General features: G+C 70.1%; 21 protein-coding genes. 9 read left to right on the top strand and 12 right to left on the bottom strand.

Annotation, left to right across the window (positions count from 1 at the left end):
• Positions 1-166: 166 nt before the first annotated feature.
• The 5 genes from ACFY36_RS48550 to ACFY36_RS48530 all read right to left on the bottom strand — a co-directional run bounded on the left by ACFY36_RS48550 (position 167) and on the right by ACFY36_RS48530 (position 6,606).
• Positions 167-604: an HNH endonuclease gene (locus tag ACFY36_RS48550; protein WP_499752719.1), complete on the bottom strand. Its 438-nt coding sequence runs from the start codon at positions 602-604 to the stop codon at positions 167-169.
• Between the two features lie 107 nt (positions 605-711).
• Complete coding sequence (locus ACFY36_RS48545) at positions 712-1,560, bottom strand: carbohydrate ABC transporter permease (RefSeq protein WP_499752718.1); 849 nt, start codon at positions 1,558-1,560, stop codon at positions 712-714.
• A complete protein-coding gene (locus tag ACFY36_RS48540) occupies positions 1,557-2,483 on the bottom strand; it encodes a carbohydrate ABC transporter permease (RefSeq protein WP_499752717.1) in 927 nt (308 codons plus the stop codon). The genes ACFY36_RS48545 and ACFY36_RS48540 overlap by 4 nt, the downstream gene beginning before the upstream one ends.
• A gap of 6 nt (positions 2,484-2,489) precedes the next feature.
• A complete protein-coding gene (locus tag ACFY36_RS48535) occupies positions 2,490-3,803 on the bottom strand; it encodes an ABC transporter substrate-binding protein (protein ID WP_499752716.1) in 1,314 nt (437 codons plus the stop codon).
• A gap of 10 nt (positions 3,804-3,813) precedes the next feature.
• The gene (locus ACFY36_RS48530; protein ID WP_499752715.1) at positions 3,814-6,606 is read right to left on the bottom strand and encodes an alpha-L-rhamnosidase; all 2,793 of its coding nucleotides are present in this window, start codon (positions 6,604-6,606) and stop codon (positions 3,814-3,816) included.
• Between the two features lie 182 nt (positions 6,607-6,788).
• On the opposite strand from ACFY36_RS48530, the gene ACFY36_RS48525 reads away from it, so the two are divergent.
• Positions 6,789-7,685: a helix-turn-helix transcriptional regulator gene (locus ACFY36_RS48525; RefSeq protein ID WP_499752714.1), complete on the top strand. Its 897-nt coding sequence runs from the start codon at positions 6,789-6,791 to the stop codon at positions 7,683-7,685.
• Here the strand turns inward: ACFY36_RS48525 and ACFY36_RS48520 are convergent.
• The 3 genes from ACFY36_RS48520 to ACFY36_RS48510 are packed head-to-tail and all read right to left on the bottom strand — an operon-like array spanning position 7,675 to position 11,226.
• Positions 7,675-8,235: a TetR/AcrR family transcriptional regulator gene (locus tag ACFY36_RS48520; RefSeq protein ID WP_499752713.1), complete on the bottom strand. Its 561-nt coding sequence runs from the start codon at positions 8,233-8,235 to the stop codon at positions 7,675-7,677. The two genes, ACFY36_RS48525 and ACFY36_RS48520, sit on opposite strands and share 11 nt — an antisense overlap.
• A gap of 13 nt (positions 8,236-8,248) precedes the next feature.
• On the bottom strand, positions 8,249-8,794 hold the full coding sequence (locus ACFY36_RS48515) for a PH domain-containing protein (protein ID WP_499752712.1): 546 nt from the start codon (positions 8,792-8,794) through the stop codon (positions 8,249-8,251).
• Positions 8,791-11,226 (bottom strand): PEP/pyruvate-binding domain-containing protein, encoded by a 2,436-nt coding sequence (locus ACFY36_RS48510; protein ID WP_499752711.1) that lies wholly within the window; start codon positions 11,224-11,226, stop codon positions 8,791-8,793. Before ACFY36_RS48510 ends, ACFY36_RS48515 begins: the two co-directional genes overlap by 4 nt.
• 561 nt (positions 11,227-11,787) lie before the next feature.
• On the opposite strand from ACFY36_RS48510, the gene ACFY36_RS48505 reads away from it, so the two are divergent.
• The gene (locus ACFY36_RS48505; protein WP_499752710.1) at positions 11,788-12,678 is read left to right on the top strand and encodes a hypothetical protein; all 891 of its coding nucleotides are present in this window, start codon (positions 11,788-11,790) and stop codon (positions 12,676-12,678) included.
• A 105-nt stretch (positions 12,679-12,783) separates the two neighbouring features.
• Here the strand turns inward: ACFY36_RS48505 and ACFY36_RS48500 are convergent, their stop codons facing one another.
• A complete protein-coding gene (locus ACFY36_RS48500; RefSeq protein ID WP_097320959.1) occupies positions 12,784-13,152 on the bottom strand; it encodes an FKBP-type peptidyl-prolyl cis-trans isomerase in 369 nt (122 codons plus the stop codon).
• A 107-nt stretch (positions 13,153-13,259) separates the two neighbouring features.
• Here ACFY36_RS48500 and ACFY36_RS48495 point away from each other — a divergent pair, with 107 nt between their 5' ends.
• The 4 genes from ACFY36_RS48495 (at position 13,260) to ACFY36_RS48480 (ending at position 16,824) form a co-directional block, all read left to right on the top strand.
• Positions 13,260-14,153, top strand: a complete 894-nt coding sequence (locus ACFY36_RS48495; RefSeq protein ID WP_499752709.1) for a lytic polysaccharide monooxygenase auxiliary activity family 9 protein — start codon at positions 13,260-13,262, stop codon at positions 14,151-14,153.
• Between the two features lie 79 nt (positions 14,154-14,232).
• Positions 14,233-15,462: a DUF4331 domain-containing protein gene (locus ACFY36_RS48490; protein ID WP_499752708.1), complete on the top strand. Its 1,230-nt coding sequence runs from the start codon at positions 14,233-14,235 to the stop codon at positions 15,460-15,462.
• Complete coding sequence (locus tag ACFY36_RS48485; RefSeq protein ID WP_499752707.1) at positions 15,459-15,773, top strand: phospholipase; 315 nt, start codon at positions 15,459-15,461, stop codon at positions 15,771-15,773. Before ACFY36_RS48490 ends, ACFY36_RS48485 begins: the two co-directional genes overlap by 4 nt.
• 37 nt (positions 15,774-15,810) lie before the next feature.
• Positions 15,811-16,824, top strand: a complete 1,014-nt coding sequence (locus tag ACFY36_RS48480) for an AraC family transcriptional regulator (RefSeq protein ID WP_499752706.1) — start codon at positions 15,811-15,813, stop codon at positions 16,822-16,824.
• Here the strand turns inward: ACFY36_RS48480 and glgC are convergent.
• Positions 16,821-18,053 (bottom strand): glucose-1-phosphate adenylyltransferase, encoded by a 1,233-nt coding sequence (glgC, locus tag ACFY36_RS48475; RefSeq protein WP_499752705.1) that lies wholly within the window; start codon positions 18,051-18,053, stop codon positions 16,821-16,823. The genes ACFY36_RS48480 and glgC overlap by 4 nt on opposite strands.
• Before the next feature lie 127 nt (positions 18,054-18,180).
• On the opposite strand from glgC, the gene glgA reads away from it, so the two are divergent.
• Positions 18,181-19,371, top strand: coding sequence for a glycogen synthase (gene glgA / locus ACFY36_RS48470; protein ID WP_499752704.1), 1,191 nt, complete (start codon positions 18,181-18,183; stop codon positions 19,369-19,371).
• Here the strand turns inward: glgA and ACFY36_RS48465 are convergent.
• On the bottom strand, positions 19,346-20,218 hold the full coding sequence (locus ACFY36_RS48465) for an NAD(P)/FAD-dependent oxidoreductase (RefSeq protein WP_499752703.1): 873 nt from the start codon (positions 20,216-20,218) through the stop codon (positions 19,346-19,348). The genes glgA and ACFY36_RS48465 overlap by 26 nt on opposite strands.
• 34 nt (positions 20,219-20,252) lie before the next feature.
• Between ACFY36_RS48465 and ACFY36_RS48460 the strand changes: the two genes are divergently transcribed.
• Entirely contained in the window at positions 20,253-21,869 is a 1,617-nt protein-coding gene (locus ACFY36_RS48460; protein WP_499752702.1) for a glycoside hydrolase family 10-like protein, read from the top strand.
• On the opposite strand, the gene ACFY36_RS48455 is transcribed toward ACFY36_RS48460, so the two are convergent.
• On the bottom strand, positions 21,797-22,714 hold the full coding sequence (locus ACFY36_RS48455) for an SDR family NAD(P)-dependent oxidoreductase (protein ID WP_499752701.1): 918 nt from the start codon (positions 22,712-22,714) through the stop codon (positions 21,797-21,799). The two genes, ACFY36_RS48460 and ACFY36_RS48455, sit on opposite strands and share 73 nt — an antisense overlap.
• 59 nt (positions 22,715-22,773) lie before the next feature.
• On the opposite strand from ACFY36_RS48455, the gene ACFY36_RS48450 reads away from it, so the two are divergent.
• Positions 22,774-23,682 (top strand): AraC family transcriptional regulator, encoded by a 909-nt coding sequence (locus ACFY36_RS48450; RefSeq protein WP_499752700.1) that lies wholly within the window; start codon positions 22,774-22,776, stop codon positions 23,680-23,682.
• The last annotated feature ends 947 nt before the right edge of the window (positions 23,683-24,629 follow it).

Below are 24,629 nucleotides of genomic sequence, written 5' to 3'. Positions count from 1 at the left end.
TCAACGGTACGTGGTCAAGTCGAGCACCAACTGTGACTCCGCTGTCCGTTTCCTGAGATCGGCCCTCGGCGACGTGCCCACGCGTGCTGCTCGAACCAGTCGAGCAGCACGCCGATCGATCGCGACGAGACCCCCTGGGCAACCGGGTCCGAACGGGGCAACGGCATCAGACGAAAGCCGCCCACGCCGGGGCCACGGGCGTCACCCGCAGCGGCATGCGGGCCTCGGCCGGGGTGCGGTCGCCCTTGCGCTGGTTGCAGCCGCCGCAGGCGGCCACGGTGTTGACCCACGTGTTCAGGCCGCCGCGCGAGCGGGGCAGCACGTGGTCGATGGTGGAGGCGCCGCGGCCGCAGTAGGCGCAGCGGCGGCCGTCGCGGGTCAGCACGCCGGCGCGGGACCACGACGGGCCGCGGCTGTGGCGCCAGCGGGTGACCACGTACGAGACGAGGCGCACCACCGTCGGCATCGGCCAGACGCCGATCACCGCGTCCGGTTGGGACTCGTGGACCTCGGCCACCTGCCGCACCAGCATGCGGACGGCGTGCCGCAGGCTGACCCGGTGCAGCGGGCCCAGGTCGGCATTTATGACAAGTACGTCGCTCACGTCAGCTCCCCTCAATATAGGGAACTTTAAAAAGAGCACCGGTGGATGATCAATCGAATAACGCACGGCGCCGGGCCACAAAGGACCCGGCGCGACGTGCGGAAACCTCAGCCCTTGATGGCTCCCGCCGTCATGCCGGCCACGATGCGCTTGTTGAAGAACAGGAACATCAGCAGGGGCGGGATCGTGATGAGCAGGATGTCCATGAACAGCAGGTTGTATTGGGTCGAATATTGACTCGAGAAGTTGTACAACGTCAGCTGGACCGTCGCATTCTGATCGCCCGGCAGGAAGTACAGCGGATTGACGAAGTCATTGAAGACCGTCACCGACTGCACCACCACGACCGTGATGATGACCGACCGCAGCAGCGGCAGGATCACCCGGAAGAACAACCGCAGCGGTCCCGCCCCGTCGATGATCGCCGCCTCGTCCAGCTCGCGCGGGATCGTCGCGATGAACGCCCGGAACAGCAGGATGCAGAACGACAGGCCGAACGCCACCTCGACCAGGATGAGGCCGGGCATCGTCCGGAAGAGCCCGAGCTTCTGCAGCACCCAGATCGTCGGCACCACCGCGGGCGGGATGATCAGGCCGGACAGCACCAGGAAGTTGATCAGGCCGGTCCAGCGGGTGCGCCGGCGCTGGAGGGCGAAGGCCCCCATCGCCGCCAGCACCACCAGGATCGAGACGCTGGCGACGGTCAGGATCGTGCTGTTGATGAACGCGATGATCAGCATGTAGTCGCGGGCCTGCACGACGTCGACGAAGTTCTGCACGAACTGGAACTGCGTCGGCCACGAGAAGTCCAGCAGCGACGCCTGCTGCCGCGACTTCACCGCCGTCAACAGGATGAACGCGAACGGCACGAGGAAGACCACGACCGAGAGCAGGATCGCGACGATGCTCAGAGCAAGGTTGCGACGCAGCTTGCGCGAGACCAAGGCAGTGGTCACAGATCCACCTCCTTGGAGTTGAGGTACCGCGACAGCGGGAAGATGATCGCCGTGACCAGCAGGAAGAGCACCACGTTGCCCGCCGTCGACAGGCCGTAGAAGCCCGCCTGGTACTGCTTGTAGATGACCGACGCGATGACGTCGGAGGTGAAGCCCGGCCCGCCCCGGGTCATCGCCCAGATCAGGTCGAACGAGCGCAGGCCGCCGATCAGCGACAGCAGGATGACCGTGAAGGTCGCCGACCGGGCCAGCGGCAGCACGATCCGCCGGAAGTTCTGCCACGCCGAGGCGCCGTCGACGCGGGCCGCCTCGAAGTACTCCTGCGGGATCGACACGATGCCGGCGATGTAGATCAGCGTGGCCAGGCCGACGCCCTTCCACACGTCGACCAGGGCGACCGACAGCAGCGCGTACGACGGGTCGGTGAGCCAGCCCGGCCCCTGGATCCCGATCACCGCGAGCGACTGGTTGATCAGGCCTTCCTCCGGGTCCATGAGGATCGTGAAGGTCAGGCCCACGCCGATCGTCGAGACCAGCACCGGGAAGAAGACCACCGAGCGCAGGTAGCCGCGGCCGATGATCTGCGAGGTGAGCAGGACGGCCAGGCCGAGGCCGAGCACGACCTTCAGGCCCGACGTGACCGCCGCGTAGATGATCGTGTGGGTGAGGCCGGAGACGAGCGCCGGCTCCTTGAAGAACGTCACGTAGTTCTCGAAGCCGATGAACTTCGAGCTGAACATGTTCCAGCGGGTCAGGCTGAAGTAGAACGACGTCACCGTGGGGACGACGAACAGCACGCCGTAGACGATGGCCGCCGGCAGGTAGAACCAGTGCGGGTACGGGCTCTTGGCACGCTTGCCGCCGGCCGGCCCGGCCGCGCGGGTGCGCGACCGGGCGGACGACTTCTCAACGATCGCGGTCAAAACGGCCTACCAGCCCTCGAGTCCGAGCTGCTGCGCCTGCTTCTTGACGTCCTCGTCGTAGAGCTTGGCGCCCGGCTCGGCCTTGCGGATGCCGGAGCCGACCTCGACGCAGATCTGCTCGAGGGCCGGGCCCTTGACCGGGGAGAGGAATTCCAGGGCCAGGCCGGAGGCCTGCTGATCGACGTACGTCTGGAGGTCCTTGACCACCTGGGGCACCGAGTCGGGCAGGGTGCAGCCCTTGACGGCCCAGGCGCCGGACGGCTGGCTGGCGTTGCCGAACGAGGTGCAGCCCTCGGGGCTGGCGACGAAGTCGAGGAACTTCTTCGAGGCGGCCAGCTTGTCGCCGGTGGTGCTGGTCGGGATGTAGACGCCAGAGGGCGCCCAGACGGTGATGCCGTTCGTGGCGGCGTCGGTGCCGGGGATGGCGAACAGGCCGATCTTGTTCTCGCTGCCGGGGTTGTCGGTGACGAGCTGGGTGATCATCGAGGAGAGGATGGGGTACTGCGCGCCCTCGCCCTTGGCCAGCTTGCGCAGCGCGTCGGTGAGCTTGGTCGAGGCGAAGTCCTTGTTGACGTAGCCCGCGTCGTGCACCTGCTGGAGGTGGTCGAAACCGGCCCGGGCGACCGGGTCCGTCGCGTACTTCACCTGGTTCTTGGTGTATTTGCCGGCCCAGCCGGGCGACGCCTTCTCGACGTTGTAGTAGTCGCCGAGCACGAACAGCTGCGAGGTCCACGTCTCGCCGTACGACTGGATGACCGGCGGGACGCCGGACGCCTTGATCTTCGCGTTGTTGGCCATGAAGGCGTCCCACGTCTTCGGGACCTCGAGGCCGAGCTTCGAGTAGACGTCCTTGTTGTACATGATCGCGCCGGCGAAGAAGTTGCCGAACGGCGCGCCGTAGACCTTGCCGTCGGCCGTGACCGTGGTCTTGAAGTTGTCGTCGGTGCGGCCCACGAAGGCCTCACCGGTGACGTCCACGAGGTTCTTCTGCGGGGCGAGCGCCTGGAAGAGCGACCCCGAGTTGTACTGGAAGACGTCGCTCATGTCGCCGGTGGAGAGCCGGGTCTTGACGATGTTGTCGCCCTCGGTGCCCTGCGGGCGCGACTCGACCTTCACCGTGATGTCGGGGTTCTTGGCGGTGAAGTCCTTCGCCAGGCCCTCGGCCGCCTTGACCGTCTCCGGGGCGTTGTCGACCAGGAACGACAGGGTGACCTTGCCGCCGCCCTCCTCGTCGCTGCTGCCTAGGCTGCCGGCGCTGCACGCGCCGAGCGCGAGCGTCGTGGCGGCGAGGACGGACAGCGCTATTCTGCTTCGTTTCATCGGTGCTCCTTCAGTTTTCCAGGGAGAGGAGGGTGTTCAGGCGGGCGGCGAGCTCGTTCCCGCCGGGGATGAAGCCGTGTGCGGTCGCGGCGTCGACGAACTCGCTCGCGGGCGCGTCGAGGAACGGCGCCAGCCGGTCGGCCAGGACGGCCTCGTCGCCGGCCACGCCCGCTTCGCGCGCGGCGGCCAGGGCCTTGTCCCAGCTGGGTTCGTGGTCCATGAGCTGCCGGAGGGTCAGGCCGGTGGCGCTTGCGCCTGCTTCGCGGGTGTACGGATCCTCAGCCGTCCAGGAATGCTTCCCGTGACCCACTTCGACGGAGTGGCCCTCACCGGGGATCAGGACCAGGGCGCGCGTCCCGACCGGGATGACGACGTCGAGGCGGAGCTGCCCGTCCGCGCGCTCCCAGGAGACCGAGGCTTCTCCGTACGGCGTGAGGTGGCGGGCCGAGGCGTGGGTGAGGTGCCTGCTCGGCAGCGGCCGCACCTCGATGAGGCGGTAACCGGGCTCGGCCGGGGCCAGTCCCGCGACCCGGCGGTGCAGCCAGTCGGCGACCGCGCCCAGCGCGTAGTGGTTGAACGAGGTCATCTCGCCCGGGTTGATCGAGCCGTCCGGGAGCATGCTGTCCCAGCGCTCCCAGACCGTGGTCGCGCCCATGGTCACCGGGTAGAGCCAGGACGGGCATCCGGTCTGGAGCAGCAGCCGGTACGCCAGGTCGGCCTCGCCCGCGTCGGCCAGCGCGTCGGTCATGAGCGGCGTGCCGACGAAGCCGGTGCTGATCCGGAACCCGGAGGTACGGACCAGATCGGCCAGCCGCTCCGCCGCGTGCTTGCGCTGCTCCTGGGTGGGCAGCAGCGCCCACTGCAGGGCCAGCGCGTACGCCGTCGGCGCGTCGCTGAGCACCCGGCCGCCCGCGGTGACGTACTCCCGGGCGAATGCCTCCCGCACCCGCTCGGCCAGCTCGCCGTACTCCCGCGCCACCTCGGCGTCGCCCACCGCGAGCGCGGCCTTGGCCACCAGCGAGGCCGAGTACGCCAGATGCGCCGTGGCCACCACGTCCGGGTCGGCCTTGGCCCGGAACGGGTCGGCCGGCGGCGCGGCCGGGTCGAGCCAGTCGCCGAACTGGAAGCCGCCGCTCCACAGCAGGTCGGCCCCGGCCAGGCCGGAGATCCGGTCGACCCAGGCCCGCATGCTCGGCAGCTGCCGTTCGAGCAGGCCCACGTCGCCGGTGCGCTGGTAGAGCACCCACGGCACGACGGTCGCGGCGTCGCCCCAGGCCGCGGCGGCCGGGCCGGGCTGGCGGATCACGTCGGGCACCACGTGCGGGACCGAGCCGTCCTTCTGCTGCTCGGCGGCGAGGTCGGCCAGCCAGTTGCCCAGGAAACCGGCCGTGTCGAACAGGAACGTCGCGGTCGGCGAGAAGACCTGGATGTCACCGGTCCACCCCAGCCGCTCGTCGCGCTGCGGGCAATCGGTCGGCACGTCGACGAAGTTGCCGCGCATGCCCCAGACCACGTTCTCGTGGAAGCGGTCGAGCAGTTCGTGCGACGACGAGAACCAGCCCGTGCGGCGCAGGTCGGAGCCGACCACGACCGCCTCGACGTCCTCCGCGCGCAGCCCGCCGACACCGGTCACCTCGGCATAACGGAAGCCGTGGAACGTCAGATTCGGTTCAAGAACAACTTCATCGGAGCCTTCCAGGATGTACGAGTCGGTGGCGCGCGCCGTGCGCAGCGGGCGCACGCCGAGCTCCCCGTCCTCGAGCACCTCGGCGTGCCGGACCACGATCTCGTCGCCGGCCGCGCCGCCGCGCGCCGTCAGCCGGACCCAGCCGACCAGGTTCTGCCCGAAGTCGACCAGGGTCCGGCCGGACGGCGACGTGCTGACCTCGACCGCGGGCACGACCTGGGTGATCCGCACGGGCGGGCCGTCCGGGGCGACCAGCAGCGACAGGTCGGCGTCGACCACGTCGACCGGCGACTCCGGGCCGGGCTCGCGGCGCCGGTCGACGCTCTGGCCGTCGTACAGGTCGTCGGCGGTCACCGAGCTCTCGCGAGCGGTCCACGAGCCGTCGGTGGCGAGCACGTGCACCGCGCCGTCGGCGGTGACGACCTCCAGTTGCGCCAGGAGAGCGAGCCGGTCCCCGTACACACCGTGCTTGCCCTGAAATCCGAGGCGGCCGCGGAACCAGCCGTTGCCCAGGAGCACCTCGAGGCGGTTGGTCCCGGCCGTGACCAGGCCGGTGACGTCGTGGGTCTGGTAGCGCAGGCGGTGTTGGTAGGCGGTCCAGCCCGGGGCGAGCTGTTCGTCACCGACCCGCTTGCCGTTGACGTTCGCGATGTAGAGGCCGTGCGCGGTGACGTACAGCCGGGCCCGGACGACACCCTCCGGGATGTCGACGACGCCGGTCAGCAGCGGGGCCGGCGCGCCCCAGGCGCCGATCTCGCGCGGGCTGACGAAGCGGGCGGTCCAGTCGTCCGGGCTCAGCAGGCCGGCCTCGACCGTGCTCGGCGCGCTCCACTCGCTCCACGTGGTGTCGTCGCCGGCCCGGACCCGTACACCTGCTTTGTCGCGAGCCGCGAGAGGCGCACCCGGCCAGGGCACCAGGATCTGGTCGCCGGAGGCGACCGCGAAGGTCTCGGCCGAGCCGTCGCGCTCGATCTCGATCTCGTAGCGGGTCTGCGCATAGCCCTCGGGGGCGTGAGGCACCTGCCAGGAGAGGCGCGGCGTGGCCGAGCCGATGCCGGTCACGGGACCGGGGTGATGGTCGAAGCGGAGGTCGGTGGGTGCGGCGATGTCCGGCATTTCTCTCCATAGCGTGTGCATGAAACGATTCAAAGGCAGCCGGGACGATCCGGTGATCGATGTTTCGGACTGATGGCGAAACCGTTTCGCTTGGCACCGATCGTGCGTTGTGGCGCAGGCCACGGCATAGCCCGAGATGAACCGGAGGTAGCACGAAATTCACCTGGGGCCTACGGTGAGGCATGACCGACGAGCCCCCCGTCGAGACCACCGGCACGCTGCTGCACTTCATCGAGGGATCAGCCGTGTGGGCCGGGCACTACCTGCACGAGGACGCCCATCCGGTGCACACGCACAGCTTCGTCGAGATCGCGGTGATGACCGGGGGCAAGGGCACCCACCACAGCCTGGCCGGCCGCCACGAGCTGAGCGTGGGCGACGTGGTGCTGCTGCGGCCGGGCGTCTGGCACGGCTACGAGCAGTGCGAGGGCCTCGACCTCTACAACTGCTGCTTCTCCACCGAGCTGATGCAGCGTGAGCTGGCCTGGACCAGGCAGGACCCGCAACTCGGTCATCTGCTGTGGACGGGGCCGTACTCGGGGCAGAGGCGCGGCATCCTCTACGCCCATCTCGAGCCGGACGAGCTGGCCGGATCGCTCGAACACCTCGACGGCCTGCAGAAGCTGCGCTCCCAGCCGCCGGCCCGGTACAGGGGCGACCTGGTCGGCCGGCTCGTGCTCTTCCTCAGCACGCTGGCCCGCGTCGTGGCCGAGTCCGACGACCTGGCCGGCGACGCCGACGGCATCCACCCGGCGGTCCTCGACGCGATGCGGATGATGGAGGCCCGCCCCGGCCATCAGTGGACGCTGACCGAGCTGGCGGCCGAGCTGCATCTCGCGCCCGGATATCTGGTGCGCCTGTTCAAATCGGCCACCGGCCTGCCACCGATGGCCTATCTGTCACGGCACCGCGTCGAGCTGGCGGCGGCCCGCCTGCTGCACACCGACCAGCCCATCAACAAGATCGGCGAGTCGGTGGGCTGGCCCGACCAGAACTACTTCGCCCGCCGTTTCAAGTCCCACTACGGACTGAGCGCCTCGACGTACCGGTCGCGCTTCACCCGTACCGTCAAGCGGTGAAAAGCCTTTCCAGCTGGGCGTCGAGCGCGCCGAGAGCCCGCTCCGGCGTGTACTGCCCGCCCAGCAGATAGAGGCCGAGGCCTTCCATCAGCGCGAGCAGCGCGGCCGCGGCGTTCACATCGCCGCCGGGCAGCAGACCGCCGAGGAAACCGAGGAGTTCCTCGGTCTCGCCGCGCAGGGCCGGCTGCGGGCGGACCGCGGTGTACGCCAGGAAGGCCAGCGCCACCCGGCCGTCCTCCCGGCTCGCCTCGTCGAGCGGAAGCAGAGCGGTGAGCATCGCCCGCACGAGGTCGCGCGGCCGCGGGTCTCCCCCGAGCCGGGCGATCGCCTCCTCGACCCGCCGCTGGCTGCGCTCCTTCACCACCGACAGCGCGAAGGTCATCATCTCGTCCTTGGTGCGGAAGTAGTGCTGCACCATGCCCGCGCTCACGTCGGCCGCGGCCGCCACGTGCCGCAGGCTCACCGCCTCGAGCCCCTGCTCGGCCGCCACCCGCATCAGCGCGTCGGCGATGAGCCGGCGGCGCTCGGTGTGGTCGACCTTCTTCGGCATGCCAGCGATGCTTTCACGCCGCCGCTCGAACGAACTCATCAGGTTCGTCGACATAAATCCGGATGTTCGCCCTCTCCTGGTTGATCACGGCGATGTCCACGCTGGTCTGCCCGCCCATGACGATGTGCACCGCTTCGTCGTCGACCTGCCTCGACTTGTTCGACGGCAGCGACCGGTAGCGCTTGCGCACCGACACCACATCCGCCCACGGCACCGTGAAGTCGACGCCGTTGCCCAGCCGCACCCGGATCCCGTCGTCGGTGATGAGATGCGGATGCCGCTTGAGCCCCGCCGCGAACCCGATCATCCAGAGCACTCCCCACACCCCGAGCACGAGCATGATCCACCGCGCCGGCTCCCACGGCACGACCTTGCGCACGATCAGATCGAAGATCGGGATCTCCACCACCGACAGCCCGATGAACACCCCCAGGATCGGCTTGACGACCCCGTGATAGCTGTACGCCTTCTCGCCCTCCCCGAGGCGCACGGGCCGGCGCAGCACCCACGCGAACAGGTTGCGCCACATCGCCGCCTCCACGGCCAGAATCCGTCTCATCCCCTCGTCACCGTCCCCGCTCGCCCGTCGACCGTCACGACCTCACCCGTCCGGATCCGCTCGGTGGCTCCCGGCACGCAGATCACGGCCGGGATCCCGTACTCCCGGGCCACCGTCGGCCCGTGCGCCATCACCGCCCCCGTCTCCGTGACCAGCGCCGCCGCCGTCAGGAACAGCGGCGTCCAGCCCGGATCGGTGGTCGCGGTCACCAGAACCTCACCCGGCTCGACGTACGCATCGGCCAGATCCCGCACGATCCGCGCCTTTCCCGTCACCCGCCCGGCCGAGGCGGCGACCCCGCGCAGATCCGCCCCGCCGTCGGCCGGCAGCGTCGCCTCGACGTCGGTGCCGTCGGACAGCAGAGCCACGGGTACGACCCGGCGCCGCATCTCCCGGCGGTACAGGGCCTTGCGCGCGGCGATCTCGCCCGCGTCCGGCACGGTCCCGTCCAGCTCGTCGAGCGTGACGAACATGATGTCGGCCGGATCCTCGAACAGCTCAGCGCCGATCAGAAGCAACTGGCGCCGCATCTGCTGAAGCCGGTAGAGCCCGGCGAACTTGCCGGCCTCCCGCAGACCCGCGAGCTCCCGCGCCCGCCCCAGCAGAAACCCGGCGAACCGGTTCCGGCCGCGCACGTCCCGCAGGGCCCGCTCGGCCCGTTCCCCCGCGAGCGCGAACCGCCGGTCGGGCGCCTGATCCGGATCGCCGACCCGCAGATAATTCTGGAGCGCGGCGAAGACCGGCGCCGGATCCTCGGCCCATCGCGGGACACCGATGTCGACCTCGGCCGCCCCGCGATGCCCGTACTCGCTCAGAAAAGCATCAAGCCCGATCTCCGGCAGAGTGCCCGCCGCCCAGCGCCCGGCCAGCTCGGCCGGCGACGCACCGAGCAGCAGGTCGCGATGCTCCCCCAGCCGCTGCGCGAGCCGCCACAAGGCGAGATCCATCTCGATGGTGACGTTGTGCGGCATCCCGCCCAGAACCGTGTAGACGTCGTCCTTGCCCTCGTCCTTGAGGAGATGTTCCGGCACGGTGGCCGCGAGCATGCCGGCCGCGATCGGCCAGACGAGATCCCCGGGCGTCTCGGCGTCATCCCACTCCCGAACAAGTCGCAGCCGCTCGGCCACGGTTCCATGCCCGTTCTCCGATGACGCCGCCCGGAGACGTTCGACGGCCTCCATCGCCCGTCGGCGTGCCGCGGCCGGGCGGGCGAGGGCGCGGGCGATGCCGAAGACGGCGCCGGCCGCCGTGCCGAGCGACGGCCCGCCCCGGCGCTTCGCACGGCCCGGGACAGGCGCGAACCGCGGATCGTCGAGAAGATGCCGTACGGCGGCCTGAGCCCGCGGCCCGAAGTCGACGGCGAGAAGCTTGACGAGCCGCGTGCGGGCCTTCGGATCCCGGACGAGATCGGTCATGTCCCCGTAGAGGCGGCCACCGATGTCGGTGATCGTGACGTTCAGGCCGAGCGGCTTGAGCATCGCGGTCACCAGAGCCTTCAGCGTCGACATGCCCATCGGCGTGACCGGCTGGAGCATCCCCTGCACGTGACCGAACTCCAGATAGACCCGAAGATCCCCGGTCACCGGCGGAAGCGGGAACAAAGTAGTGATCGCCCGGGACTGCAGGAGCCAGAGCTCACCGGCCGCGTCGAAGGCCCACTCGACGTCCTGCGGAACGCCGAAATGCGATTGAAGGCGCTCCCCGACGACACGCAAGGTGGCCAGGGCGGCACTCGGCAGGCAGCCACCGCCGTCGGGGGTGAGGGGCTCCGCCCCCAGAACGTAATGATCGACCGGCCCGGAACCGTCCACGACGGCCGGTCCGGAGCCGGCTGCCGCGTCGACCGTCATCTCGGAGCGGTTTCCGGTCAGGGGGTTGGCCGTGAACAGCACCCCGGCGACGTCAGCATCGACCATGCGCTGCACGACAACCGCAAGATCCCCGCCAACACCACCACCGCAGGCCCGCCCTCCCTGGGGGAGCCCCCGTCGGTCAGTCTGGCCGAAAAACGGGGATCTTGCCGGCGGGGCTGTGGACAACTCATGACTGTGGACAGCCGAGCGGTACGCGGCGGCCCGCTCGCTGGCCGCTGAGCTGCGACAAGTCTCGATGGCCCCAAGCAGTGCGTCGACACCTTCGACGTCGAGCAGGGTTTCGTACTGGCCGGCGAAGCTCGCCTCGAGCCCGTCCTCGTCGGGTGCGCTCGACCGCACGGCGACGCGGCCGCCACCCAGCGCCTCGTACGCCTCGGCGATCTCCGCACGCGGCAGCACGCCGGCCTCGGTCGTGACGCAGAAGCCGGGCGGGACCTGCTCGCCCAGGCGGATCAGATCGCCCAGCGCGGCGCCCTTGCCTCCGACCAGCGGGCGCAGGGCCGCGGAGCAGTCCGCGAGCGCGATGACCAGCACCGTCGTACCCCCGATTCTTTGCATTGCAGTCGTATTGAAACCACCATAGCTCGGATGCAATACGACTGCAATGTCAAAGCTTGGTGTCAACACGCGGTTCACCGCGACGAAACGTTGACTCCGTGCAGGATGCATTTGTACGTTGTGTGCCTCGCTGGTTGTGGCGGCCGCCACGCCATCGACGCGCGCTCCGGTGGTGGCGGATTCCTTCGCTTCCGCCACCACCGGTGAAGCCCCTCCGGTGAAGCCCCTCCGGTGCGGCCAGTGCCGGTGCGACCACTGCCGGCAGTGCCACTCCAAAGAACACCACTCCAAAGAACGCCACTCCAAAAAACGCCTCTCCCAAGAAGGCCTCTCCCGGCAAGGCCATCGCCAAGAAGGCCACTGCCGGCGAAGCCGATGCCGGTGAGACGTGAGCTGGTGGAAGGCGAGCCGGCGGAAGGCGGTCCGGCGCGGCAGGGCACACCGATGGAACGCGAGCCGGTCAATGGGAGGCGGAACGCCGGTGACAGCAGCGGAAAACCCGGTTGGAGCATTTTGCGGGGAAACCGGAACCTCGGCGCCGCCCGGATCGTCTGATCCGGCATGACTCGTCTCCGCAATACCCTCATCGCCGCCGCCACTCCGCTGGCGCTGCTCTGTGCCTGCGCGCAGCCGGACGGGGCGGGGGCGGCGCCTACCCAGTCCGACGCGCAGGCCAGCGCCCCCACGTCCGGAGAGGGGGCGAACTACCTCGTCGCGCGCACCGAGTCGTACGGCGGCTTCGTCCCGCCCGACCGGACCGTCGGGTCCCTGCCCGCCGTCAGTGTCTACGCCGACGGCCGGGTCATCACCGAAGGGCCCGTCCCGATGATCTATCCGGGGCCGGCGCTGCCCAACGTGCAGGTCAGCCAGATCAGTCCCGAGCAGGTTCAGGAGCTCACCCGGCAGGGCGCCTCCGCCGGCGTACAGAACGGCACCGATTTCGGCCGGCCCAACGTGGCCGACGCGCCCACCACCCGGGTCACCGTCCGCACCGAGCAGGGCACCCAGTCGGTGGCCGTCGAGGCGCTGCGCGAAAGCCAGGCCAACGACCCGATGCTCACCCAGCCGCAGCGTGACGCCCGCAAGAAGCTCTCGGGCTTCGTGACGACCCTGACCGGCCTGTCAGGTGCAAGCGGGAGCAAGAATTACGAGCCTGAGGAGATGGCGGCTCTCGCCCGCCCGTACACCGATCCCGGCGGCACCGATCCGAAGAGCCCCGAGATCGCCTGGCCCGGTCCCGCGCTGCCGGGGCAATATCTGAACGCCGCCTTCAAGATCGGCTGTGTCACCGTGAGCGGCGCCGAGCTCGACAAGGTGCTCACCGCGGCCGAGAAGGCCAACGCCATGACGCCGTGGACGTCCGGCGGCGCCAAGTATCTGATCACCTTCCGCCCGCTGCTCCCGGACGAGTCGGGCTGCTCGACCTTCACGGTCACCAAGGGCAACCGATGACGCCGATCGGCGACCCGATCGAGCCGGACCCGGACGACGACCGGAACGACGCAGGGCCGGGACAGGCGGCGCCCGTCCCGGCCCGGCCGGCGTGCCGGCCCGTCCTTACTGAACGCCGAGGAGATCCACGACGAAGATGAGGGTCTCGTTCGGCTTGATCACACCGGCCGCGCCGCGCGAGCCGTAGCCCAGGTGCGGCGGGATGGTGAGCTTGCGGCGCCCGCCGACCTTCATGCCGACCACGCCCTGGTCCCAGCCGCCGATGACCTGGCCGCCGCCGAGCGGGAACTCGAACGCCTCACCACGGTTGTACGACGCGTCGAACTCCCGGCCGGTCGAGTGCGCCACGCCCACGTAGTGGACGCTGACGTACTGGCCGGGCTTGGCCTCGGGGCCGTCACCAACGGTGATGTCCTCGATCACGAGCTCGGCGGGCGGCTCGCCCTCGATCGGGCCGACGTCGGGCTTGTCCATGAGTTCTCCTTCTTGTTTCGTCGAACCCGCCCACTCAATCACAGCGCCCCGGAAGCACCGACGGTGACGTGCTGAACGACTCACGCCGATTCTCCGTATAGCTCGGGGTGAGGATCTCCCGTCTCGCGGCGTGCGCTCTCGCCGCGGCACTCGTCTGGCCGGCCGCGCCGGCTTCCGCGCACGGCGCGCCGACCACACCGATCAGCCGGACCGCCGCGTGCGCGCGGGGCGGCGAGGACACGGGCAGCGCCGCCTGCCAGGCCGCGAAGAAGGCCAACGGCGGCGGTTTCGGCTCGTTCGACAACCTCCGGATCGCCGATGTCGGCGGCCGCGACCGCGAGGTGGTGCCGGACGGCGAGCTGTGCAGCGGCGGCCTGGACGCCTTCAAGGGCCTCGATCTGCCGCGCGACGACTACCCCGCCACCAAGGTCACCGCCGGCGGTTCGCTGAGCGTCCGTTACCGCGCCACGATTCCCCACGCCGGACAGTTCCGGATCTTCATCACAAAAAGCAATTACGACCCCTCCAAGTCGCTGGCCTGGGACGATCTCGGAACCAAGCCGCTTCTCACGGTCACCGATCCTCCGCTGACCGGCGGCGCCTACGCGATGAAGGTCAAACTGCCACAAAGGACCGGACGGCACATTTTGTACGTCGTCTGGGAGACCTCCAGCACGCCGGACACCTACTACTCGTGCTCGGATCTCGTGTTCCCCGCAGCGGCGCCGGCGGCCCCCGCCACAACAAAGGCGACAAAAGCCCCCACGAAAGCCAAGCCCGCAGCGACCAAGCCCGCAGCGACAAAAGCACCGGAGACGACGAATCCGACGACTGACGTGCCCGCGCCCGCGCCGACGCAAGCGCGGGCCGTCCCGGTCGCGGACACCAGCAAGGTGACACTCGGTCACCAGATCATCATCGGTGCGTTGGTGCTCGGCTTCGGCGCCGTGGCGTACGCCGTGGTCACCGGCATTCTCCGCAGACGCCGCGAAAACCGTTGAACCCCACCGGGAACCGCTTCGTACTGATGGTCGTCGACAGCAGGTCCCGTGCCCCCAGGGGACAGACGAAAGGCCGAGCATGAGTCGAGTTGGCTACGGAGAGGCGTCACTCGGAGCCGCGGACCCGGACGCGGAGAGCTCCGACCTGTACGCCTTCGTCAGCCCGGACGCCCCGGAGACCGTGACGATCATCGCGAACTACGGGTTCCTCAACCTCGAGTTCGGCGATGACGTCCTCTACGAGATCCACGTCGACTACAACGGCGACGCCCGGCCCGACCTGACGTACCAGTTCCGGTTCCGCACCGAGCTGCGCAACCGCAACACGTTCCTCTACAACACCGGCCCGATCGAGTCGCTCGACAGCGAGAACTGGAACCGGCGCCAGTTCTACTCGGTGACCAGGGTCGACGCGTACGGCAAAAGCACCGTCCTGGCCACCCGGCTGCCATGCCCGCCGCGCAACCTCGGGGACAGCTCCACCCCCGGCTACGACGCCCTGGCCGCCGCCGCGATCGCCGAGCTGCCCTCCGGCGAGCGGGTCTTCGCCGGCCAGCGGGCCGACGCGTTCTTCGTCGACCCGGCCGCCGTCTTCGAGATCGGCGGCAACACCCGGGCCCTGGCCACCGGCCCGGCCACCGTCAACAGCATCGCGATCCAGCTGCCGCATCCGGGCCGGATGATCGGGGTCTGGACCACCGCGAGCCGCCGTGAGCTGCACAGCAGCGGTGACGACGTGCTGGTCGGCCCGATGGTCCAGGTCGCGCGGCGGGCCAACCCGCTGTTCGCCGAGCTGTTCGTCCCGGCCGCCGACCGGGCCCGCTGGAACGGCATGCCGCCCTCGGACGACAAGCGTTTCGCCGACCTGGTCGAGCACCCCGACCTGGCCGTGCTGCTGCCGGTGGACCACCCCGGGCAGTTCCCGCGCCTCGAGGGGCTGGCCGCGCGGCGGTCCGACCTGGTCGCGATGCTGCTCACCGGCATCCCCGACGGGCTGGTCGACGGCCTGCGAACCTTCACCGGTGATGTGCAGGCCGACATGCTGCGCCTGGACACGACCGTTGCCCCGCCGGGCGAGGAGAACCCGTTCGGCCTGCTCGGCGGCGACTTCGCCGGCTTCCCGAACGGACGCCGGATCGGCGACGACGTCACCTCCATCATGCTGCGCGCCATCGCCGGCGCCACGTTCCCGATGGTCGACGAGACGTACGAGCCGGACGAGGCCGCCACCCGGGCCGGCGCCGACGCTCGTGGCCGTACGCACGACGTGACCTTCCCCTACCTGCGGGCCCCGGAGGTTTTGCCGTGACGCGGTCCGGGCACGGAATAGCCGTGCTCAACATCGGTACCGGTATCGGCGCGCTCGTCATTCGAACGCCGGGCTGCATGCATGGTCATGACATCGAGATCAGCCCGGTGGAGGACCCCGCGCTGCGCACGCAGGCCACGGTCCGTGCCCGCTACGTGCGCGGCGGCGTCAACTACACCGTGGTCGTCGACTGCCTGCGCGAGGGCCGCTACACGATCTGGCGCGACCCGGTGACGCCACTGGCGGAGATCGATGTCCGCGGCGACCGGGTCGCCGAGTTCACCTGGCCGGTGACCGCGCTCGCGGCGTGACCTGTGCCCGGGGCTCAACCGGTCTAGGGTGGACGCCATGGTGGGCGTCAGACAGTCCCGCCCGGTCGCTCCGGGCCTGGACAAGCCCGTGCACGTCTCCCTGTCGACCACCGACATGGACGAGGCGCGGGCGTTCTGCCGCAAGCTGTTCTACGGGCCGTTGCAGGTCAACCCGACCGGCGACGTCTCGCGGTTCGCGTTCAGCGGCGACGTGGTGATGCTCGGCCCGATCACGCTCGGCGAGATCAGCTACGGCTCCGACATCCACGTCACCATCTCCGATCTGGAGACGGCCTATCACGTGCTGGCCCCGGTGACCGGCACGCTCCGGTCACGCCATCGGGGCACGGTGGTGATGGCCGATCCGACGCGGGCCGCGGTCTACCGGCCGGTCGGCGACATCGATCTGGACTGGCCGGGCAGCTGCCGGCTGCTGAGCGTCAAGGTGGAGCGGGCGGCGCTGGAGCGGGAGCTCGACGCGACCCTCGACCAGCAGATCGTCTCGCCCTTGCTGCTCGGTGCGAGCTTCGACCTGATCGACGGCCCGGGGCGGACGTGGGCGTCGCTGGTGCGGCTGCTGCTGGCCGAGCTGCGCCACGCCGACGGGCTGGCGGCCCAGCCGCGGATGGCCGCCCGCTGGCGTGACCTGCTGGTCAGCGGCCTGGCGATGACGGTGGAGCACCCGTACGGCGAGGAGCCGGCCGGCATGCAGGGGCCGAACCGTCCGCGCACGGTGAAACGGACGCTGGACGCGATGCACGCCGAGCCGTGGCGGCCGTACACGGCGAACGATCTGGCGGCGATCGCCGGCGTCGGGGTCCGCGTGCTCCAGGAGGCCTTCCGGCAGCACGTGGGCATGTCCCCGCTGACGTACCTGCGCCGGCTGCGGCTCGACGGGGTGCACGCCGAGCTGTCCCGCTCCGACCCGTGGCAGGTGAACGTGTCCGAGGTGGCCTACCGCTGGGGTTTCACCCACCTCGGACGGTTCGCGGGAGCGTACAAGGCCCGATACGGCGTACCCCCGTCTCAGACCTTGCGGGAACGCCGTTAGAGCTCCACCTTCTGGCCCTTGCCGATGACGACCACGCCGTTGTCGGAGACCGTGTAGAGCTTGCGGTCCCGGTCGAGGTCGACGCCGATCTGCGCGCCCTCGGGGATCACCACGTTCTTGTCGATGATGGCGTTGCGGATGATCGAGCGGCGGCCGACCGACACGCCCTCCATCAGCACCGCGCCCTCGACGTGGGCCCACGAGTTGACCCGTACGTTGGGTGAGATCACCGAACGCTCCACGAGCGAGCCCGACACGACGACACCGGGCGAGATCATCGACTCGATGGCGCGGCCCTGACGGTCGTCGTAGCCGTGCACGAATTTCGCCGGCGGCCACGAGCCGTAGTTCGTGAAGATCGGCCACTCGTGGTTGTACAGGTTGAAGATCGGCAGCGTGGCGATCAGGTCCATGTGGGCGTCGTAGAACGAGTCGAGCGTTCCCACGTCGCGCCAATATCCGCGGTCGCGGTCGGTGCTGCCGGGGATGTTGTTCTCGCGGAAGTCGTAGACGTTGGCCTCGCCGCGCTCGACGAGCATGGGAATGATGTTGCCGCCCATGTCGTGCTTGCTGTCGGGGTCCTTCGCGTCCTTGGTGACGGCCTCGCAGAGGGCCTTGGTGGTGAAGACGTAGTTGCCCATCGACGCGTAGATCTCGTCCGGCGCGTCGGGCAGCCCGTCGACCTCCTTGGGCTTCTCGCGGAAGGCGCGGATGCGCTTGCCGTCCTCGGCCACGTCGATCACGCCGAACTGGTCGGACAGCGATTTCGGCTGGCGGATGCCGGCCACCGTGACCGCGGCGCCCGAGGCGATGTGGTCCTGGACCATCTGCTTCGGGTCCATGCGGTAGATGTGGTCGGCGCCGAAGACGATGACGTAGTCGGGCGACTCGTCGTTGATCAGGTTGAGGCTCTGGTAGATGGCGTCGGCCGAGCCGGCGAACCAGCGCGGGCCGAGGCGCTGCTGCGCGGGCACCGGGGTGACGTAGTTGCCGAGCAGCGTGGACATCCGCCACGTCTTGGAGATGTGCCGGTCGAGCGAGTGCGACTTGTACTGCGTCAGCACAACGATCTTGAGGTAGCCGCCGTTGGCGAGGTTCGACAGAACGAAGTCGATCATGCGGTAGATCCCGCCGAACGGAACACCGGGCTTTGCCCTGTCCGCCGTCAGGGGCATCAGGCGCTTGCCCTCACCACCGGCCAGAACGATTGCAAGGACCTTGACAGCCATGGAAGGACGCTAACTTTCCGCCAGCTCGAACGCCAGCCGAAGAGGGCAACTCGCCGTGATCGTCCCGGCGGACGGCCAGGATACCTGATCTTGAGCATCGATGGGGAGGGAGTACTAGGCTGCGGGGGTGCTTCGAGTCGACCTGATTACGCGTGAATATCCGCCGGAGGTGTACGGCGGCGCCGGCGTACACCTCGAATATCTGACCCGCGATCTGCGGGCCCTGGCCGACGTCCGTGTGCACTGCTTCGGCGCCCCGCGCACCGAGCCGGGCGTGACCGCCTATCCCGAGCCGGCCGAGCTCGCCGGGGCCAACGCGGCCCTGCGGACGATGGGGGTCGACCTCGAGATCGCGGCCGGCACCGAGGGCACCGACATCGTGCACAGCCACACCTGGTACGCCAACTTCGCCGGCCACACCAGCAAGCTGCTGCACGGCGTCCCGCACGTGGTCACCACGCACAGCCTCGAGCCACTGCGCCCGTGGAAGGCCGAGCAGCTCGGCGGCGGCTACGCGCTGTCGTCGTTCTGCGAAAAGGTCGGCATCGAGCACGCCGACGCGATCATCGCGGTCTCCGGCGGCATGCGGCGCGACGTCCTGGCCGCCTATCCGTCGGTCGACCCGGACAAGGTGCAGGTCGTCTACAACGGCATCGACACCGAGATCTACCAGCCCAACCGCGGCACCGACGTGATCGAGCGCCTCGGCATCGACCTGAGCCGGCCCAGTGTGGTCTTCGTCGGCCGCATCACCCGGCAGAAGGGCCTGCCCTATCTGCTGCGGGCCTGCCGCCTGCTGCCCGCCGAGACGCAGATCGTGCTGCTGGCCGGCGCGCCCGACACCAAGGAGATCGCGGCCGAGGTCGAGGGCCTGGCGGGCGAGCTGCGCGCGGCCCGCGACGAAAAGGGCGTCATCTGGGTGCAGGAGATGCTGCCCAAGCACGAGGTCGTCCAGGTGCTCACGCACGCCACGGTCTTCGTGTGCCCGTCCATCTACGAGCCGATGGGCATCGTCAACCTCGAGGCCATGGCCTGCGAGACGGCCGTGGTGGCGACCGCGACCGGCGGCATCCCCGAGGTGGTCCGCGACGGCGAGACCGGCATCCTGGTGCCGATCGAGCAGGTCGACGACGGCACGGGCACGCCGATCGATCCCGAGCAGTTCGTGGCCGACCTCGCCACCGCGATGACTCAGCTGATCGAGGACCCGCAGCGGGCGGCGCAGATGGGCCTGGCCGGGCGGCGTCGCGCGATCGAGCACTTCAGCTGGTCGCACATCGCCGAGGAGACCCTCAAGGTCTACCGATCCGTTCTCTGATGATGTCGCGCGCGACCGCCCGGCCACTGAGCCAGGCGGTCTGCACGCGGGGGCGGCCGAAGGCGTCGCCGCAGAGATAGACGTTGCCCCGGCGGGCGAAACCGTCACGCCCGGTCCGGGGCTGGGCCAGGGGCCACCGGAACAGCTCGACCGTGGGCTCGTCGGTGATGCCGAGCAGCTCGCCGGCCGCGCGGGCGAGTGCCGCCTCACCCCCGTACTCAAATTCTTTGAAGTAGTTCGCCGTTGAATGCGCGACGAGCACCGGGGCACGATCGCCGCGACGGTCGCCGTCGTCGCAGAGCGTGGCCAGCACCGGATGATCGTTCACGAAGGCGCCGGCGAAATCGGGCCAGGACCTTCGGGGGTACGTCAACACGGCCGTCAACACCGGCGACCAGGACTGTTCCCGGGCCTCGGGCAGGTCGGCCAGCTCCAGCGCCTGCGGCCCCGGCATCGCCAGCACCACGACGTCGGCCTCCGGCAACTCCGTCACCTCGGCCCCGAGCGTGACGTCGAGCCCGTCGGCCAGATCTTTGGCCAGGCTGCGCAGGCCACCCGGCGCCGACCAGCGCATCGGCGCGCCGCCGTGCTGACCGCGGAACGTGTCGGTCCATGGGTGGGCGAGCCCGGCGATGCGCCACGACTGGAGCCGGCCCTGGAACGACGGGTCGTCGGCGGTGACGTAGGCGGCGCCGACGTCGACCGGGCGCCCCGCGCGGGTGACACTCGCCAGGCGTCCCCCGACCACGTTGGCACGTTCGAGGACGCGCGTGGGCACACCCGCCGCGACCAGCTCACGAGCGCACGCCAGCCCGCCGATACCGGCACCCACCACCACGACAGTCACACCCCGGAACTCTACGTGCGGCACACTGGTCCCCATGCTCCGCGTCCGCCGCCCACCCGTACGACTGACCCTGACCCTCGCCGCGGTCCTGTTCGCGACCGCTGTGCTAGGGCTGGGGCTCCTGCGAGCGGCGACGTACTCCGCGCCGGCCGCCTATTCGGCCCCGGTCCCGCCGGAGCCCTCGGCCCCGTTCACCGCCACCGGCTCTTGCGGGGTCTATCCGACCAAGGCCACCCGCGAGCTGCGCGGCATGTGGCTGACCACGGTCACGAACATCGACTTCCCGAGCAAGCGGGGCCTGTCCGAGGCGCAGGTCAAGGCCGAATATCAGGGCTGGCTCGACGTCGCGGTGGCCCAGCGGCACAACGCGATCTTCGTGCACGTGCGGCCCTCGGGCGACGCCTTCTGGCCCTCGGAGTACGCGCCGTGGTCGGAGTGGCTCACCGGCAAGCGGGACGGCAAGTCGCCCGGGTGGGACCCGATGGCGTACATGGTCGACGAGGCCCACAAGCGCAACCTCGAGTTCCACGCCTGGTTCAACCCGTACCGCGGCACCCAGCCCGGCCCGGTCGGGCCCGGCGCCGACTTCCGCAAGCTCGCGCCCAACCATCCGCTGATCCAGCACAGCCAGTGGGCCATCGCCTTCCCCAAGGGCAAGGCCGGGCGGCTCTACTTCGACCCGGGCATTCCCGAGGCGCGCAAGTTCGTCGAAGATTCGATGCTCGAGGCGGTCGAGAAGTACGACGTGGACGGCGTGCACTTCGACGACTTCTTCTACCCCTATCCGGTCGCCGGCCAGGACTTCCCCGACGACGCCAGCTACGCCAAGTACGGCGCCGGCCGGTCGCGGGCCGACTGGCGGCGCGACAACGTGAACACGCTGGTCCGCGAGATGAACACCCGGATCAAGGAGCTCAAGCCCTGGGTCAAGTTCGGGATCAGCCCGTTCGGCATCTGGCGCAACAAGTCGACCGACCCCACCGGGTCCGATTCCAAGGGCCTGGAGGCGTACGACGCCATCTACGCCGACACCCGCAAGTGGGTCCAGCAGGGGTGGCTCGACTACATCGTGCCCCAGCTGTACTGGACGATCGGCTTCGACAAGGCCGACTACGCCAAGCTGCTGCCGTGGTGGGCCGACGTGGTGAAGGGCAGCAAGGTGCAGCTCTACATCGGCATGGCCGACTACCGGGTCGGCGAGGAGGGCGACTGGAGCGACCCGGCCCAGCTCGACCGGCAGCTCGCCATGAACGACGAGTACGGCGTGCTCGGCCAGGTGCACTTCAGCGCCAAGCAGATCCGGGGCGACCGGCTGGGCGCGGTGACCCGCTACCGGGACAAGCACTACGCGGCGCCGGCTCTCGTGCCGGTGATGAAGCAGTTGCCGGCTTCACCGCCGCCGGCGCCGAGCCTGACCGGGGCGAAGCGCGCCGACGACGGGTCGGTGCACTTCCAGGCGCAGAGCTCGGGCACGAGCTGGGCCCTCTACCGCGTGAACGGCAAGACGGCCGACCTGGTGGCCACCGGCCGCGGCGGCACCGAGGTCGTCGACCCGGCGCCGCCGTCCGGACCGGTCACCTACTGCCTGGCCGGGGTGGACCGCTCGGGCAACGAGGGCGGCGTCAGCGCGCCGATCGCCGTCGCCGCGTAATCCCACAGCCGGTCGGCCGCGACCGGGTCGACCGACCACTCGGCGACGCCGAACATCGGCTCGGGCCCGCCCGGCACGACCTCGGCGATCTGGTTGTCCTCGTCGAGGTAGACCCCGGAGACCCCCGCGAGCAGCGGGGAGGCGGCCAGCAGGACCTCGCCGGCGGCGCCCTGCTCGGGGGTCTTGTAGCCCTCGGCGTGGATCAGGTTGCCGTGCTCGTCCATCGCGCCCATGGCCCGCATGGTGGCCGGGTCCATGTGACGCTGAAGGTTGGTGTGGATGCGGCCCGGCGCCATCGCGGTGGCGGTGATGCCCCGGCGGCTCAGGGCCACGGCGAGCAGCACCTCGGCCGCCTTGGACTGGCCGTAGGCGACCCACGGGTCGTACGGGCGGCGCTCGAAGTGCGGATCCTCGAAGTCGACGCCGGCCCGCAGCTGAGCGCCGGAGCTGACCAGAACGACCCGGGCGTCGGGGGCCAGGTCCTCCCGCAGCCCGGCGACCAGCGCGAAGTGGCCGAGGAAGTTGGTCGCGAGCTGAAGCTCCCAGCCGTTGGAGGCCAGGCGGCGCTCCGGAACGGCCATGATCCCGGCGTTGGCGATCACCGCGTCGAGACTGCCTGTCCACTTTTTCGTGAAATGAAGCACCTTAGTGACATCGCCCAGGTCGAGCTCCTGCCGCGCCGGGGTGATGACCTCGGCCCCCGCCTCCCGCAGCGCTGTCGCCGCGGCCCGGCCCAGACCCGATCCGCCGCCGGTGATCAGGATGCGCTTGCCGGTGAGGTCGACGCCCGCGAGCACCTCGGCGGCGGTGCTGGTGGCGGTGAACGGGATGGTGATTGCTGTCATGACCAGAGTCTGCGCCCAGATCGCTGGACGATGAATAGTTCAGGGTCCAGGATAGTTTCGTGAGCGTCCAAACGGCCGATCCTCTACAGGATGTCCTCGCCCTGGTGGGCACGACCAGCCAGCTGTCGGTGGGCTTCGCCGCCGGCGGCGACTGGGCGGTGGCTTTCGCGCCGCCTCCGGCGGTCAAATTCAATGCCGTACGCCGGGGAAACTGCCTCCTTCTCGTCGACGGGTTCACCTACCACCTGTCCCCCGGCGACTGCTTCCTGCTGACCCGCCCCCGAGCGTTCACGCTGGCCAGCTCCCCCGACATCCCTCCGGTCCCCGCGGGCCCTCTGTTCGCCGTCGCCACCGACGGCACAGCCCGCGTAGGGACAGCCGACTCCGTCTTCATCCTCGGCGGCCGGTTCGGCTTCGGGGAGCGCGCCGAGGAGCTGCTGCTGAACGCCCTGCCGCCGGTGGTGCACGTGCCCGGCGACTCCCCGGCCGCCGCCACGGTGCGGTGGGCGCTCGACCAGATCGACGCCGAGCTGCGCGACCACCCGCCCGCCGCCGGCCTGGTCACCGACCACCTGGCCCAGGTGATGCTGATCCACCTGCTGCGCCTGCACTTGAGCGCCCACCCGCCCGCCGGCTGGCTGTCCGGCCTGTCCGACCCGGTGGTGGCCCCGGCCCTGCGAGCGATGCACGCCCGCCCGGCCCACCCATGGACCGTCGCCGAGCTGGCCGCCGTCGCCGCCGTGTCCCGCTCCACCCTGGCCGCCCGCTTCAAACAGACGGTCGGCCAGGGCCCTCTCGACTACCTGACCCACTGGCGCATCGAGCTGGCCTCGGCCCGCCTGCGCCGCTCCGAGGGAACCGTGGCCGCCATCGCCCACCACGTGGGGTACAGCTCCGAGAGCGCTTTGAGCACCGCCTTCAAACGCGTCACAGGCACGTCCCCCCGCGACTACCGGAGCCGTTATTGATGCTCCCGTTCATCTTCCTCGACGTCGACGGCGTCCTGCTCCCCTTCGCACCCCGCCCCATGTCAGCGCCCGACCACGCCCGAACAACGCCCCGCCGGAACCTGGCGCCCGCCGGCCCCTTACCGACCCACCTCAACCCCACACCCGGCACCGCCCACCCCCGGCCGGCCCATCCCAGCCCAACACCCGACACCGACCACCTCCCGTCGGCCCACCCCAGCCCCTCTCACCTCTTGCCGGCCCACCCCAACCCCTCTCACCTCTTGCCGGCCCACCCCACCCCCGCGCTTGACACCACCCATCCCCTGCCGACCCACCCCGCGCCCGACACCGCCCACCTCGACTCCACGCCTGACCCCAACCGCACCTGCCGCTGTCCTAGCGGCGCGGAAGGTGGAGGCGCGGAAGGTGGAGGCGCGGAAGGTGGAGGCGCGGAAGGCGGAGGCGCGGAAGGCGGAGGCGCGGAAGGCGGAGGCGCGGAAGGCGGAGGCGCGGAAGGCGGAGGCGCGGAAGGCGGAGGCGCGGAAGGCCTGGGCGGACCAGAAGGCCCGGAAGACCCGGCAGGGGCGGAAGGCCCGCCAGGAGCACAAGGCCAGCCAGGAGCAGAAGGCGCGGAAGACCCGAAAAGTGCGGAAGGACCGGAAGGCAGGGAAAGCCGGGCTGGCACGGAAGACCCACCACACGCGAAAGCCGCGGAAGACCCGCCAGACACGGAAGCCGCGGAAGGCCGGGCCGGCGCGGACAGCCGGGCCGGCGCGGACAGCCGGGCCGGCACGGACAACCGGACCGGCACGGACAACCGGGCCGGCACGGACAACCGGACCGGCACGGACAACCGGACCGGCACGGACAGCCAGGGCGGCGCGGAAGGCACGGGAAGCGCGGAAGGCGCAGAGCGGGCGGCAAGCGCCGAAGGCGCAGAGCGGGCGGAAGGCGGTGAAGGTGGA

It is taken from the genome of Actinoplanes sp. NPDC000266 (assembly GCF_042899005.1).
In the GTDB taxonomy this organism is placed as follows: Bacteria; Actinomycetota; Actinomycetes; order Mycobacteriales; family Micromonosporaceae; genus Actinoplanes.
Note: the sequence above shows the minus strand (reverse complement) of the source record. Positions and strands in the feature narration are given on the sequence as shown.